The 12931-nt window shown below is 68.9% G+C and carries 14 protein-coding genes; 8 read left to right on the top strand and 6 right to left on the bottom strand.

All coding sequences use genetic code 11. The features are described from left to right. Positions 1–7: 7 nt before the first annotated feature. Positions 8–1357 carry a DUF3443 family protein gene (locus QRN67_RS04385; RefSeq protein ID WP_285410721.1) on the bottom strand — a complete coding sequence of 450 codons (1350 nt, stop codon included), beginning with the start codon at positions 1355–1357 and terminating at the stop codon, positions 8–10. Between the two features lie 35 nt (positions 1358–1392). After that, on the bottom strand, positions 1393–1893 hold the full coding sequence (locus QRN67_RS04380; RefSeq protein ID WP_285410720.1) for a DUF2844 domain-containing protein: 501 nt from the start codon (positions 1891–1893) through the stop codon (positions 1393–1395). Positions 1894–2117: 224 nt separating this feature from the next. Here QRN67_RS04380 and QRN67_RS04375 point away from each other — a divergent pair, with 224 nt between their 5' ends. Genes QRN67_RS04375 through QRN67_RS04350 form a run of 6 tightly spaced genes read left to right on the top strand, consistent with a single transcriptional unit; the run spans position 2118 to position 7981 of the window. Continuing rightward, positions 2118–3155 carry a class I fructose-bisphosphate aldolase gene (locus tag QRN67_RS04375; RefSeq protein WP_285410719.1) on the top strand — a complete coding sequence of 346 codons (1038 nt, stop codon included), beginning with the start codon at positions 2118–2120 and terminating at the stop codon, positions 3153–3155. 54 nt (positions 3156–3209) lie between these two features. After that, positions 3210–4508: an acetyl-CoA hydrolase/transferase family protein gene (locus QRN67_RS04370; RefSeq protein ID WP_285410717.1), complete on the top strand. Its 1299-nt coding sequence runs from the start codon at positions 3210–3212 to the stop codon at positions 4506–4508. 34 nt (positions 4509–4542) lie between these two features. Continuing rightward, positions 4543–5763 carry a helix-turn-helix domain-containing protein gene (locus QRN67_RS04365; protein ID WP_285410715.1) on the top strand — a complete coding sequence of 407 codons (1221 nt, stop codon included), beginning with the start codon at positions 4543–4545 and terminating at the stop codon, positions 5761–5763. A gap of 43 nt (positions 5764–5806) precedes the next feature. Next, positions 5807–6472, top strand: a complete 666-nt coding sequence (locus QRN67_RS04360; protein WP_285410714.1) for a Vgb family protein — start codon at positions 5807–5809, stop codon at positions 6470–6472. 38 nt (positions 6473–6510) lie between these two features. After that, the gene (locus QRN67_RS04355) at positions 6511–7296 is read left to right on the top strand and encodes a DUF899 domain-containing protein (protein ID WP_285410712.1); all 786 of its coding nucleotides are present in this window, start codon (positions 6511–6513) and stop codon (positions 7294–7296) included. 31 nt (positions 7297–7327) lie between these two features. Beyond that, a complete protein-coding gene (locus QRN67_RS04350) occupies positions 7328–7981 on the top strand; it encodes a hypothetical protein (RefSeq protein WP_285410710.1) in 654 nt (217 codons plus the stop codon). Here QRN67_RS04350 and msrA read toward each other — a convergent pair. The 4 genes from msrA to QRN67_RS04330 all read right to left on the bottom strand — a co-directional run bounded on the left by msrA (position 7978) and on the right by QRN67_RS04330 (position 10611). Next, complete coding sequence (gene msrA, locus QRN67_RS04345) at positions 7978–8679, bottom strand: peptide-methionine (S)-S-oxide reductase MsrA (RefSeq protein WP_285410708.1); 702 nt, start codon at positions 8677–8679, stop codon at positions 7978–7980. The two genes, QRN67_RS04350 and msrA, sit on opposite strands and share 4 nt — an antisense overlap. 100 nt (positions 8680–8779) lie before the next feature. Then, on the bottom strand, positions 8780–9061 hold the full coding sequence (locus QRN67_RS04340; protein WP_106934365.1) for a pentapeptide MXKDX repeat protein: 282 nt from the start codon (positions 9059–9061) through the stop codon (positions 8780–8782). 103 nt (positions 9062–9164) lie between these two features. Then, positions 9165–9956 carry a molybdopterin-binding protein gene (locus QRN67_RS04335; protein ID WP_285410705.1) on the bottom strand — a complete coding sequence of 264 codons (792 nt, stop codon included), beginning with the start codon at positions 9954–9956 and terminating at the stop codon, positions 9165–9167. Positions 9957–9963: 7 nt separating this feature from the next. Beyond that, positions 9964–10611 (bottom strand): cytochrome b/b6 domain-containing protein, encoded by a 648-nt coding sequence (locus QRN67_RS04330; RefSeq protein WP_106934367.1) that lies wholly within the window; start codon positions 10609–10611, stop codon positions 9964–9966. A gap of 98 nt (positions 10612–10709) precedes the next feature. Here QRN67_RS04330 and QRN67_RS04325 point away from each other — a divergent pair, with 98 nt between their 5' ends. Then, the gene (locus QRN67_RS04325) at positions 10710–11435 is read left to right on the top strand and encodes a response regulator transcription factor (RefSeq protein ID WP_285410704.1); all 726 of its coding nucleotides are present in this window, start codon (positions 10710–10712) and stop codon (positions 11433–11435) included. Beyond that, positions 11432–12931: a sensor histidine kinase gene (locus QRN67_RS04320; protein WP_106934368.1), complete on the top strand. Its 1500-nt coding sequence runs from the start codon at positions 11432–11434 to the stop codon at positions 12929–12931. The genes QRN67_RS04325 and QRN67_RS04320 overlap by 4 nt, the downstream gene beginning before the upstream one ends.

Genomic DNA, 12931 nt, shown 5'->3' with positions numbered 1-12931 from the left:
CCCGGATTCAAGGCGACGCCAATGCGGTGAACGGCCCTTGCTGGCCCAGCGCGGACTGCCCCTCGTTGAGCACCGCGACGAGCCTGCCGTAGAAGAACGGAAGGCCGAAGTCGATGGCGCTGCCGATGCTCGCCGCGGCCACGTTGTTGACCGCCACCGCGCCCGGGTTGCTCGTGAACAGCGACTGCGCGTTCGCTATGGCAAAGCTCTGGCTCAGCGCGGGCCCCGTGGCCGCCGTGAAACTGGCGCTGAGGTCGAGCGAACTGGGCGGGCAGTAGAAGCCTTGGTACGTGCTGCCCTTGGCGCACTGGGCGATCGTCGAATCGTTCAGGAACAGGAAGTTCGATCCGCTGTCCAGGAAGCTGTCGGGAAAGCTGCTGTTCTTGTAGGTGGCCGAAACGCGCAGCGTGCGCGGGTTGGTCTGCAGCACCGTCGCGCCGGTCATGGCGTTGTTGGCCTGCGTGGCAACGCCGAAGTAGAGCGTGCCGACGGTCACGCCCTGGCCAGCCGAGGAAATCGCGGGCAGCCCGAGCACCACGCCGTTGTTGTCCTGCGCGAAGCTGGCGACGATGTTCTGCGCCTGCTGGGCGAGCGGCACCGCCGTATTCTGGCACTGCGCGCCCGCTTGGCAGGTGTAGTAGGTGGCCGCAACCGCCTTCTGCGCGCAAGCGCTGCCGCAGTCCTGCAGGAAGGCGGCCACGCCGATGATGCCGTTCGTTCCCAGTTCCGCGGGCGTGTTTTCGGCCTGCAGCGTGCCGTTGTCGGAGCATGCGCTGGGCACGGCGCCCGCCGCGGTGTCGCCGGTGATCTGCAGCGGTTGCGCCGCCGCCGACTTCGGCCCCAGCGTGATGTCGGCGGTGCGCATGGTTCCCCATGTGTAGCCGTCGAGGAACTGCGCGCAGGCGTTCAGCGGCGCGCCGCTCACCGACTCCTGCGGCAGCGCCGCCAGCATCGAAGAATTGAGCGCGGAGGCGGCGATGCGTATGCCGGTGGAACCGGTGTCGACCAGGACGTTGTCGATCGTCTGGCAGGTGCCGGTGCCCGGTGCGCAGAGTTTCACGCTGACCTGCGGGAGGTTGACGCCGCTCGTGTCCGTTCCGCGCGACACGGTGAGGGACATGGAGTTCTGCGAACTCGTGGTGGGTGTGGATGTGGGTGTGGGTGTCGCCGCCGGGGTGCCGGTGGTGGTCGGCAGCAGCGCGATCGGCAGTGCGCCGCCGCCTCCGCCACCCCCGCCACCGCCGCATGCGGCGAGTACCAGCAGGCCTGCGGCGCATGCCGCCACGGCCGCCGCTTTGAGAATCAGCGTCCGTGCGCCGGCGGCGGCGCGCGGGCTGCCTGCTTGTCGTGGTTCCATGGGCATGGTGGCTGCTTGCGGGAGGGTGGATGGGTTCAGGAGTCTTGCGGGATGGACAGCGTGTCCGGATCGAGCCCGGGCGGCAGCAGCCGTGGCAGCCAGGCGATGCCCGTCGACGAGCGCTGGTGCGCCGAGGCATGCACCGCGAACGTGTCGTCCACCTGAGAAGTGGAGCCGTGCGAGCCCCGGCCCTGCTGGCGCAGTTCGCGCGCCCTGCGGGACATCTGCGTGGCGTACTGCGTGCCCAGCAACACCGAAAGCTCGGGCCGGCGGGAGCCGCGCCATGCCACCGCGAAGACCACGCCGTCGGAGTTCAGGTATTCGCGCTCGACCAGCCCGTCGGGCTGCGTGGTTTCTCGCACTGTCCAGCTGTTCGCCGTGGTGGCCTTGGCCGCGTCGGCGGCCGCAGGTGCTGCGGCCTTGCGCGATGCGTTGGCGACCCGCTGCGACGGCCCCATGGTAGGAGCGCCGCCCAGTTCCGCGAACGCGCAGGGCGTTCCGAACACGGCGGCGGCAAGCGCAATGCCAGACAGCAAGGTGGCTGCGTTGGCGCGCCGCGCATGACATTCTCGTGACTTGCCGTTCATCCTGAGTTCCTTTCCGTCCCGACGCGCGAAGGTTAATGCGCGTTCGCGTCACCTTGGCAAAGACCCGGAGCGCCGCATAGGCTGCAATGCCAAGTCGGCCAGCGATCAGGTTCGCGGTGTTAACGAGTGGCCGGGGAGGGCGTAGGATGGCCGCCAGAGAGGTGTCACGACTCATGACTGCACAGACGTTGATCGATACCGCCAGCGCGCTCGTCGCCGGCGACAAGGGCCTGCTCGCCATGGACGAGAGCAACGCCACCTGCAACAAGCGCTTCGCCGCGCTGGGCATTCCGCAGACCGAGGCGGCGCGGCGCGACTGGCGCGAGCTGATCGTCACCGCGCCGGGCCTGGGCGAGAGCATCAGTGGCGCGATCCTTTTCGACGAGACGATCCGCCAGCGGACCGACGCGGGCAAGCCCTTTGCCCAGGCGCTGTCCGACGTGGGCATCGTGCCCGGCATCAAGGTCGACATGGGTGCCAAGCCGCTGGCCGGGCACCCTGGAGAGACCGTCACAGAAGGCCTGGACGGCCTGCGCGAGCGGCTCGCCGAGTACGCCGGCATGGGCGCGCGCTTCGCGAAATGGCGCGGCGTGATCGCCATCGCGGACGGCCCGGGCGCGGGCCTGCCCACGCCGGCCTGCATCGACGTCAATGCCCATGCGCTCGCGCGCTACGCCGCGCTGTGCCAGGAGGCCGGGCTCGTGCCCATCGTCGAGCCCGAGGTGCTGATGGACGGCGGCCACTCCCTCGCGCGCTGCGCCGAGGTGACCGAAGAAGTGCTGCACCGCACCTTCGCCCAACTGCTCGCGCAGGGCGTGCTGCTCGAAGGAATGCTGCTCAAGCCGAACATGGTGCTGCCCGGCGAGAAAGCCGCCGCGCAGGATTCGGTCGAGGCGGTGGCCGACGCCACGGTGGCCTGCCTGCTGCGCGCCGTGCCGGCCGCGGTGCCGGGCGTCGCGTTCCTGTCGGGCGGCCAGTCCGCGCAACTGGCCTCGGCGCGGCTTGATGCGATGAACACCCGGCACAAGTCGCGCCTGCCGTGGGCGCTGACCTTTTCGTTCTCGCGCGCGGTGCAGCAGCCGGCGCTCGATGCGTGGAAGGGCGATGCGGCCAACGTCGCCGAGGCGCAGCAGGCGCTGGTGTTCCGTGCCCGCTGCAACCAGGCCGCGCGCCGGGGCGGCTACGACGCGAAGCGCGACGCACCCCGTTGACCGGCAACGGACCCGGGCGCACATACAACGAACAGAGACAACGCACAAAGCTTCATGACGATCCAGGACCTCTACCAGCGCAAGCTCGTTTCCGCCGCCGATGCCGTACGCCAGCAGGTGCGCGACGGCGACATGATCATCGTGCCGACCGGTGTCGGCGAGCCGCCCACGCTGCTCACGGCACTGTCGGAGCAGCGCCGGGACTTCCGCGGCGTGAAGGTTGCGCAGATCCTGGCCATGCGCAAGTACGCCTACATCGACCCGGAGACCGTCGAGCATGTGCGCCATGTCGCGCTGTTCTTCGGCGGTGCCACGCGCGCGGGCGGGCAGGCGGGGTGGATCGACTTCATTCCCAACTATTTTTCGGAGATTCCGGCGCTGATCGAGCGCGGGCAGGTGCCGGCCGAGGTGGTGTTCACCATGGCATCGCCGATGGACGCGCACGGCTACTTCTCGCTGAGCCTGGGCGCCGACTACACCATGGCCGCCGTCGCCAAGGCGCGCGCGGTGGTGCTGGAGGTGAACCCGAACGTGCCCTTTGCCTGCGGCGCCTGCCATGTGCATGTGTCGCAGGTCGCGGCGCTGGTGGAGAACGACGCGCCGGTGATGGAAGTCGGGCTGCCGAAGATCGGCCCCGTGCAGGAGTCCATCGGCAAATACGTGGCGGAGCTGATCGACGACGGCTCCACGCTGCAGATCGGCTACGGCGGCATTCCCGATGCGGTGGTGATGCAGCTCACCGGCAAGCGGGACCTGGGCATCCACACCGAGATGATCGGCGACGGCATCCTCACGCTGGTGGAAAGCGGCGCGGTAACGAACCGGCGCAAGAACTACCTGCCGGGCAAGTCGATCGCGACCTTCGCGCTGGGGTCGAACAGGCTCTACCGCTACATGGACCGCAATCCGTCGCTCGAGATGCACCCGGTGAACTTCACCAACGACCCCGCGCTGGCGGGGCTCAACGACAACCTCGTGGCCATCAACGCGACGATGCAGATCGACCTGCTGGGCCAGTGCGGCTCCGAGAGCCTGGGGCATGCGCCTTACTCGGGAACCGGCGGGCAATCGGACTTCGTGCGGGCGGCCAACCGCTCGCGCGGCGGCAAGGCCTTCATCGTGCTGCCGTCGACCGCCAAGGGCGACACCGTTTCGCGCATCGTGCCGTCGCTGTCGCCGGGCACGCACGTGAGCACCAGCAAGAACGACATCAACTACGTCGTCACCGAATACGGCGTGGCGCAGTTGCGCGGCAAGTCCGCCGGGCAGCGCGCGCGGGAGTTGATCGCCATCGCGCATCCGGACTTCCGTGCGGAGCTGACCGAGCAGGCCAAGCGGGCGAATCTGCTGTGAGGTCCGGGCGCGACATGCGCGCAGCGGGCTGCGCATGGATTCGCTGATTGCCGCCTCGGCGCGTGCCCTGGCCGCCGGTGACGCGCTCGGCGCCCTGAAGCGGGTGGCCCTGCGCGACGACCCGCCGGCGCTGGCGCTGCGCGGCATCGCGATGGCCCAGCTTGGCGAGCATGCGCGTGCCCGCGAGTTGCTGCGCCGCGCCGCACGCGATTTCGGCGCGCATGAAGAAACCGCGCGTGCGCGCTGCGTGGTCGCCGAAGCCGAGGTCGCGATGGCCATGCGCGATCTCGGCGATTCGCCGCGCGCCCTGGCGACGGCCGCGGCCACGCTGGAGGCGCGCGAAGACCACGCCAACGCGCTGCAGGCGCGGCTGATCGCGGTGCGGCGCCTGTTGCTGATCGGCCGGCTGGACGAGGCCGCCGGAGCGCTGGCAAGGCTCGACGCGCGCGGCCTTCCGCCTGCGCTGGCGGCAGTGGCCGAACTCACTTCGGCAGAACTCGCACTGCGCTCGCTGCGCATCGGCGATGCGCAAGCGGCGCTGGCCCGCGCGCAGGAAGCCGCCCTGCAGGCGCATGTGCCGGCGCTGCTGGCCGAAGTGGCTGAGATGCGCTCGGCGCTGGAACGCCCGGCGGCGCGACGCCTGTCCGCCGAGGGCGAACAGACGCTGCGGCTGGGCGAGGTGGCCGCGCTGCTGGCGTCCGACGCGCTGGTCGTCGACGCCTGCCGCCGCGGCCTGGGCGCGGGCGACAGCTGGCAGCCGCTGGCGCGACGGCCGGTGCTGTTCTCGCTGGCGCGTGCGCTCGCCGAGGCCTGGCCGGGCGATGTCGACCGCGAGGCGCTGATCGAATGCGCGTTCCGCACCCGCCGCCCCGACGAGACGCACCGCGCCCGCCTGCGGGTCGAGATCGGCCGGCTGCGCGCGCTCGTCAAATCGCTGGCCGGCATCGAGGCGACGGCGAGCGGCTTCATCCTCAAGCCGCGCGACGGCCGCGCGGTGGCCGTGCTGGCGCCGCCCATCGGCGGCGCGCAGGCATCGCTGGTGGCGCTGCTGTCCGACGGCGCGGCGTGGTCGACATCGGCGCTGGCGCTGGCCCTGGGCGCGAGCCAGCGCACCGTGCAGCGCGCGCTGGCCGAGCTGGAGGAAGCGGGCCGCGTCCGCTCCATCGGCCAGGCCAGGGCGCGCCGCTGGCTGTCGCCACCGCTGGCCGGATTCACGACGATCTTGTTACTCCCTTCCGCGCTGCCTATTGAATAAAGTTGTCTCCAGGGCGCCATGTCAGGCGCACCAGGAGCCAACGATGAGCAACAGGACAGGCAGCGCCGCGGTGCACGCGGCAGAGATCGTGCGCGAATACGGACCCTTCGCGGGCTCCGACAAGGTGGCCGGCGTCACCCATGACGGCCAGCGCGTATGGGCCGCCACCGGCGCCGCGCTGGTGGCCTTCGACCCCGCCAGCGGCGAGGCCACGCACACGCTGGACGTGGCCTGCGACGCCGGCACGGCCTTCGACGGCACCCACCTCTACCAGATCGCCGATGCGCGCATCGACAAGATCGACCCCGTCAGCGGCAAGGTGCTGGCGTCCATTCCGGCCCCGGGCAAGGGGCTCGACTCCGGCCTGGCGTGGGCCGAGGGCAGCCTGTGGGTGGGCGAGTACCGCAACCGCAAGATCCACCAGATCGACCCCGAGACCGGCACGGTCGTGCGCAGCATCGAGTCCAACCGCTTCGTCACCGGCGTGACCTGGGTCGACGGCGAGCTGTGGCACGGCACATGGGAGGACGACCAGAGCGACATCCGCCGCATCGACGCACGGAGCGGAGACGTGCTCGAGCGGCTCGAAATGCCGCGCGGCGTGGGAGTGAGCGGGCTGGAGTCCGACGGGGCGGACCTTTTCTATTGCGGCGGCGGCAACAGCGGGAAGGTCCGCGCCGTGCGGCGCCCGAAGGCGGCCAGGTCCTGATCGCCGCTTCATCACTTTCCAGCAAGGAGTACTGAATCATGAACACAGCCATTGCCGAGCCGTCAGCCATCCAGAACCATCCCGTCGTGCCGGGCGACCGCTGGCTCGCCGAGCGCAGGACGCTGCTGGCGCGAGAAAAGGAACTGATGCGCCTGCAGGACCAGATCGCCCGCGAACGCCGCGCGCTGCCGTGGGAGCGCGTTTCCAAGAACTACGTGTTCGACACGCCGCACGGCAAGCGCACGCTGGCCGAGCTGTTCGGGGGCCGCCGCCAGCTGGTGGTGCAGCACTTCATGCTCGGCCCGGGATGGGGCGAGGGCTGCCCGAGCTGCTCCTACATGGCGGACCACACCGACGGCATGAACGTGCACCTGGCGCAGCGCGACATCAGCTTCGTGGCCGTCTCGCGCGCGCCCTTGGCCGAGATCGCCCGCTTCCGCGAGCGCATGGGCTGGCGGTTCGACTGGGTGTCGTCCAACGGCAGCGACTTCAACCACGACTTCCACGTCAGCTTCACGCCCGAGGAACTGGACGCTGGCGAGGTCGACTACAACTACGCCAGGCGTGCATTCCCGGCCTCGGAGGCACCCGGCGTCAGCGTGTTCTACAAGGACGAAGCGGGCGATGTATTCCACACCTACTCGACCTATGGCCGCGGCGTGGAAGTGATGATGGGCGCCTACAGCCTGATGGACCTCACGCCCGAGGGGCGCGGCGAGCGCGACGTGCCGCACAAGATGGAGTGGGTGCGCCATCACGACCGCTACGAGCCGGCGCCCGCCGCGAGGGCCGCGGCGGATTCTTGCTGCTCGCATCGCGCCTGAGCCCGGCGCTGACGAACCGATCGGGCATGTCATGGCGAGCATGGCGAGCCTGTGGCCCTGGCTGGCCGTCGCCGGCCTCGGCGCCTTTCATGGGCTGAGCCCGGCGAACGGCTGGATGTTCGCTGCCGCATGCGGCGTGCAGGCCCGCAACGGGGCGCAGGCGCGGCGGGCGCTGCTGCCCATCGCGCTCGGGCATTGCGTGTCGGTTGCCGTGGTGGCGTGGGGGTTCGCCTGGGGCATGTCGATGGAACATGCGCGGGTGCACGGCGTGGCGGGCGGGCTGCTGCTGGGCTTGGCTGCCTATCGCTGCCTGCGCGGCGGAGCTTCGCAGGCCGGGCATGGCGCTTCAGGCATCCGCGCGGGGCAGGTCGGCATCGCGCTGTGGTCCTTTCTCATGGCCACCGCGCACGGCGCTGGCCTGATGCTGGTGCCGGCGCTCATGCCGCTGTGCCTTGCCGACAACCCGGCACGCGAAATCACCGCTTCGGGCTCGCTGCTGCTGGCGCTGGCGGCGATCGGGGTGCACACGGCCGCGATGCTGGCGACGACCGGCGCCATCGCCGCCGGCGTGTGCCGTGGCGTGGCCTTGCATCCCCGGCTCATGGGCGATCGATTCCAGCGCCACGCCTGGACGGCCGCGCTGGCCGCCACCGGCGTGCTGCTGATGGTGCTGCGCGGAGGCTAGCCGGCCTTGGCTACCTTCACCAGCGAGGGCGTCGCCTTGTAGACCTCGGGGAAGAGCTTCTTCAGGTCATCGATCTTGGGCATGTCGTTGATCGCGATGTAGGGCTGGCTCGGGTGCAGCGTCAGGTAGTCCTGGTGGTAGTCCTCGGCGGCGAAGAAGGGCTTCGACAGCTCGACCGTGGTGGCCAGCGGCTTGCCGTAGGTCTTGGCCTGGTTGAGCTGTGCGATGTATTCCCTGGCGATGCGCGCCTGCTCGGCGTTCTCCGCGAACACGGTCGAGCGGTATTGCGTGCCGGTGTCGGGGCCCTGGCGGTTCAGCTCGGTCGGGTCATGCGCCACCGAGAAATAGATCTGCAGCAGCTTGCCGTAGCTGATCTGCTGCGGGTCGTAGGTGATGCGGACCGACTCGGCATGGCCGGTGCGGCCCGAGCCGACTTCCTCATAGCGCGCCGTCCTGGCGTCGCCTCCGGCATAGCCGGAGACCGCATTGCTCACGCCCTTGACGCGCTGGAACACGCCTTGCACGCCCCAGAAGCAGCCGCCGGCGAAGACGGCGGTCTCCGTCCTGGCCGTGGGGGCGGCGGTCAGGTCGGCCGTAGGAGCCGGAACGCGGCGCGAGGTTTCCGCGGACGAGGGCACCGCATACCAGACGAGGGCCGCGGCGGCCAGGGTGCCTGCGGTCAGTGCGAAGGATTTCATTGGCTTTCCTTTCAGGGGGCTCCTGTCGAATGGCGCGACATTGACGCCCAATCCGCCGTTCGTCAATGGCGGGGCGGATCGGGTGGTTCGCGCCCGGTGCTTACTTGGACATGGAGTCTTTGGACATGCTGTCCTTCGACATGGAGTCCTTCTTCATGGCGTCCTTGGACATGCTGTCCTTCGCCATCGAATCCTTCTTCATGCCGTCCTTGGACATCGAGTCTTTCGACATGGAGTCCTTCGCCATCGAGTCTTTCTTCATGGCGTCCTTGGACATCGAGTCCTTGGCCATGCCGTCCTTCGCCATTTCGTCGGCGGCAAAGGCAGAGGCGCCGGCGAAGGCGATGCAGGTAGCGAGCAGGGTTGCGGTGAGCTTGTTCATTTGGAGTCTTCCAGTTGAGGTGTCATTTTTCAAAAAGATCGGCCTGGTTCCTTGGAACACGGCCTCGCGCTTTCATCGGCAGTCGAGCGGCTGTGGCAGCCCCTCAGCTCCCTCCGAACCAGTTGTAGCCCTGGTCTTCCCAGTAGCCACCGGAATAGGTGTTGGTGACGAACATCGCCTTGATGTGCTTCGGGTTCTTGTAGCCAAGCTTCGTCGGCATGCGCAGCTTCATCGGAAAGCCGTACTTGGGCGGCAGCGGCTGGCCGTCGTAGGTCAGCGTCAGCAGCGTCTGCGGGTGCAGCGCGGTGGGCATGTCGATGCTGGTGTAGTAGTCGTCGGCGCACTTGAAGCCCACGTACTTGGCGGTGGTGTCGGCGCCGATGCGGCGCAGGAAGTCGGCAAAGCGCACGCCGCCCCATTTGCCGATGGCACTCCAGCCCTCCACGCAGATGTGCCGGGTGATCTGGTCTTCCTGCGGCATGGCGCGCAGCTCGGACAGCGTCCAGGCATGCTTGTCGGCGACCATGCCGGTCACTTCGAGCCTGTAGCCGGCTTCGTCGACCAAGCGCACTTCGTCTTCGCCGTAGTAGGCGTTGAACGGGAAGGGGCGGGTGATTTCGGCTTCGGAGTAGGTCGGCGCGAGCTGCGTGGGGCTGAAGATCAGGCCCTGCACCTTGTCGTTGAAGCGCGAGATCTTCGTGAGCGCGGCATCGACCTGCGCGTTGTCGCTGATGCTGCAGCCCGTGAGCAGCGACAGGCCGCCGAGCGTGAGCGAGCGTTGCATGAAGAGGCGGCGCGACGGCTGGTCGAGCTTCTTTTCGATCAGCGTGCGGGCTTCGCGCAGCACGGCCTCGCCGTCGATGCCGCTCAGGGTGGGTGCCTTGAAGATTTTCATGGTTGGGTCAGGCCTTGGGTGCGCGGCCGCGGAGCATGGTGAGAAGGGTGCGGGGCACCAGGGCCACCATCACCAGGTGCACGACTACGAAGGCCACGATGGCGGCCATCGCGAAGAAATGGATGCGGCGCGCGAATTCGTAGCCGCCCAGCAGGTCGCGCAGCACCGCGAACTGCACCGACTTCCACAGCACCAGGCCCGACAGCACGATCACGATCAGGTCGAGCATCACGAACAGGTAGGCCAGCTTCTGCACGCTGTTGTAGCGGCGCGGGTCGGCATGGGAGAGCTTGCCCTTCAACGCAGCCAGCGCGTCGTGCAGCACGCCGCGCGGCGTGACCGGAAAGAACTTGGCCGCAAGCCGGCCGCTGGCGATGTTCAGCACCAGGTACACCAGGCCGTTGAACACCAGCAGCCACATGGCGGCAAAGTGCCACTGCAGCGCGCCGCCCAGCCAGCCGCCGAGCGTGACCACGGTGGGAATGGTGAACGGGAAGAACGGCGACGCGTCGTAGATGCGCCAGCCGCTCGTCACCAGCACCAGCACCGCCAGCGCATTGAGCCAGTGCGTGACGCGCATCCACAGCGGGTGGATGGGGCGGCGATCTGCCTCGGGGGCCTGGGCGGCGGGAGGAGCGATGGCTGTGCTGTTCATGGAGCGGATTGTTTGGCGCACCCCATGGCCGATTCATCACGCAAACTTCAATTAATCGTGATAACTCCAGACCGCGTATCGCGGGAGAATGCCACCCCATGGATACAGCCAAGCGCGTGCTGATCGTCGAGGACGACGCCCACATTGCCGAACTTCTGCGCATGCACCTGCGCGACGAGGGCTATGCGGTCGAGCACGCCGCCGACGGCCATGCCGGCCTGCGCGAGCTGGAGCGCGGCAACTGGGACGCGCTGGTGCTCGACCTGATGCTGCCCGGCATCGACGGCCTCGAAATCTGCCGCCGTGCCCGCGCCATGACGCGCTACACGCCGATCATCATCATCAGCGCCCGTTCCAGCGAGGTGCACCGCATCCTCGGGCTGGAGCTGGGCGCCGACGACTACCTGGCCAAGCCCTTCTCGGTGCTGGAGCTGGTGGCGCGGGTGAAGGCGCTGCTGCGGCGCACCGACGCGCTGGCCCGCAACGCGCGCATGGAGTCTGGCAGCCTCACGCTGGGCAACCTCGACATCGAGCCGCTGGCGCGCGAGGTGCGGGTGGACGGCAAGCTCATCGAACTCACGCCGCGCGAATTCGACCTGCTGTACTTCTTCGCCCGCAACCCCGGCAAGGTGTTCTCGCGGCTCGACCTGCTCAACCAGGTCTGGGGCTACCAGCACGACGGTTACGAGCACACCGTCAACACCCACATCAACCGGCTGCGAATCAAGGTCGAGGCCGACCCGGCGCAGCCGCGGCGCATCCTCACGGTGTGGGGGCGGGGCTACAAGCTGTCGCCTGCCGCCAACGGGGAGGACTCGGCATGACGGCCTGGAGCACGCTGTCGCGGCGCCTTTCGGCCGTGTTCGCGGTGCTGCTGCTGGTGTGCTGCGGCGCCTCGGCTTGGCTGCAGATGCGCTCCAACGGCATTCACGAGCAGGAGGTCGTGCAGCGGCTGTCGCTCGGCCTGGCGGCGCACATCGCCGGGAACTCCGAGCTCATGAAGCCCGGCGGACTCAACCAGGAGGCGGTGAAAGACCTGTTCGACAAGCTGATGGCCGTCAATCCGAGCGTGGAGGTCTACCTGCTGGGCCTGGACGGCCGCATCAAGGCACAGGCGGCGCCGCAGGGGCACCTGAAGCGCGACACGGTCGGGCTGGAGCCGATCCGCAAGCTGCTCGCGGGCGCGCCGCTGCCCATCGGCGGGGACGACCCGCGCAGCCTCACCGCTTCCAAGGTTTTCAGCGCCGCGCCGCTGCGCATGGACGGGCGCGACGCGGGCTACGTCTACGTGGTGCTGCAGGGCGAGGACCACGATGCGCTGGTCGCCAACGTGGCCACCGACAACGTGCTGCGCACCACGCTGTGGTCGATGGGGCTGGTGGCGTTGCTCGGGCTGCTGGCGGGGCTTGCGGCCTTTCGCCTCATCACCCGGCCGCTGCGCGAGCTGACGGCGGCGGTGAAGCGCTTCGAGACCGAGGGCATCGCCTCGCTGGAGCGCGAGACGCCCACGCTGGAACGCCTGTCTCGGGGCACCGACGAAATCGCACAGCTGGGCCAGGCCTTCACGCAGATGACGCGGCGCATCGCCGAGCAATGGCGCGAGCTCACGCTGCAGGACCAGCAGCGCCGCGAGCTGTTCGCCAACATCTCGCACGACCTGCGCACGCCGCTCACGTCGCTGCACGGCTACCTCGAAACCCTGCTGCTCAAGGCCGGCACGCTCAGCGAGGAAGAGCGCCGGCGCTATCTGGAAATCGCGCTCGGCCAGAGCCGCAAGGTCGGCCGGCTCGCGCAGGAAGTGTTCGAGCTGGCCCGGCTCGAGTACGGCGTGGTCAAGCCCGAGAAAGAAAACTTCGCGCTGGCCGACCTGGTGCAGGACGTGTTCCAGAAGTTCGAGCTGGCGGCCGAGGCGCGCCACCAGCGGCTGAAGCCCGACATCGCGCCGGGCCTGCCGGTGGTGTCGGCCGACCTGGGAATGATCGAGCGGGTGCTGACCAACCTGCTCGACAACGCCATCCGCCACACGCCGGCGGGCGGCGAGATCGTGGTGCAGCTGCGCCCGGAGAACGCCGGCGTGACGGTGCAGGTGAGCGACACGGGCCCGGGCATTCCGGGCGAGCTGCAGAAGTCGCTCTTCATGCGTCCGGTGTTCATGAGCGGCTCGCGCACCGACAGCGCCAGCAGCGGCGGGCTGGGCCTGGTGATCGTCAAGCGCATCCTGCAACTGCACGACAGCGACATCCGCCTGGTGCAGCAGCCCGACAAGGGGGCCGTGTTCCGCTTCCAGCTGGGCGGTGCGGGGAGCGCGGCAGGGGCCTGA

The sequence above is a fragment of the Variovorax sp. efr-133-TYG-130 genome (assembly GCF_030208835.1).
GTDB lineage: Bacteria > Pseudomonadota > Gammaproteobacteria > Burkholderiales > Burkholderiaceae_C > Variovorax.
Note: the sequence above shows the minus strand (reverse complement) of the source record. Positions and strands in the feature narration are given on the sequence as shown.

What these genes read in the sequence shown, in the direction of transcription:
- QRN67_RS04385 (WP_285410721.1), bottom strand. Translation starts at nt 1,357, where the DNA reads ATGGAACCACGACAAGCAGGCAGCCCGCGCGCCGCCGCCGGCGCACGG.
- QRN67_RS04375 (WP_285410719.1), top strand. Translation starts at nt 2,118, where the DNA reads ATGACTGCACAGACGTTGATCGATACCGCCAGCGCGCTCGTCGCCGGC.
- QRN67_RS04370 (WP_285410717.1), top strand. Translation starts at nt 3,210, where the DNA reads ATGACGATCCAGGACCTCTACCAGCGCAAGCTCGTTTCCGCCGCCGAT.
- QRN67_RS04365 (WP_285410715.1), top strand. Translation starts at nt 4,543, where the DNA reads ATGGATTCGCTGATTGCCGCCTCGGCGCGTGCCCTGGCCGCCGGTGAC.
- QRN67_RS04360 (WP_285410714.1), top strand. Translation starts at nt 5,807, where the DNA reads ATGAGCAACAGGACAGGCAGCGCCGCGGTGCACGCGGCAGAGATCGTG.
- QRN67_RS04355 (WP_285410712.1), top strand. Translation starts at nt 6,511, where the DNA reads ATGAACACAGCCATTGCCGAGCCGTCAGCCATCCAGAACCATCCCGTC.
- QRN67_RS04350 (WP_285410710.1), top strand. Translation starts at nt 7,328, where the DNA reads ATGGCGAGCATGGCGAGCCTGTGGCCCTGGCTGGCCGTCGCCGGCCTC.
- msrA (WP_285410708.1), bottom strand. Translation starts at nt 8,679, where the DNA reads ATGAAATCCTTCGCACTGACCGCAGGCACCCTGGCCGCCGCGGCCCTC.
- QRN67_RS04340 (WP_106934365.1), bottom strand. Translation starts at nt 9,061, where the DNA reads ATGAACAAGCTCACCGCAACCCTGCTCGCTACCTGCATCGCCTTCGCC.
- QRN67_RS04335 (WP_285410705.1), bottom strand. Translation starts at nt 9,956, where the DNA reads ATGAAAATCTTCAAGGCACCCACCCTGAGCGGCATCGACGGCGAGGCC.
- QRN67_RS04330 (WP_106934367.1), bottom strand. Translation starts at nt 10,611, where the DNA reads ATGAACAGCACAGCCATCGCTCCTCCCGCCGCCCAGGCCCCCGAGGCA.
- QRN67_RS04325 (WP_285410704.1), top strand. Translation starts at nt 10,710, where the DNA reads ATGGATACAGCCAAGCGCGTGCTGATCGTCGAGGACGACGCCCACATT.
- QRN67_RS04320 (WP_106934368.1), top strand. Translation starts at nt 11,432, where the DNA reads ATGACGGCCTGGAGCACGCTGTCGCGGCGCCTTTCGGCCGTGTTCGCG.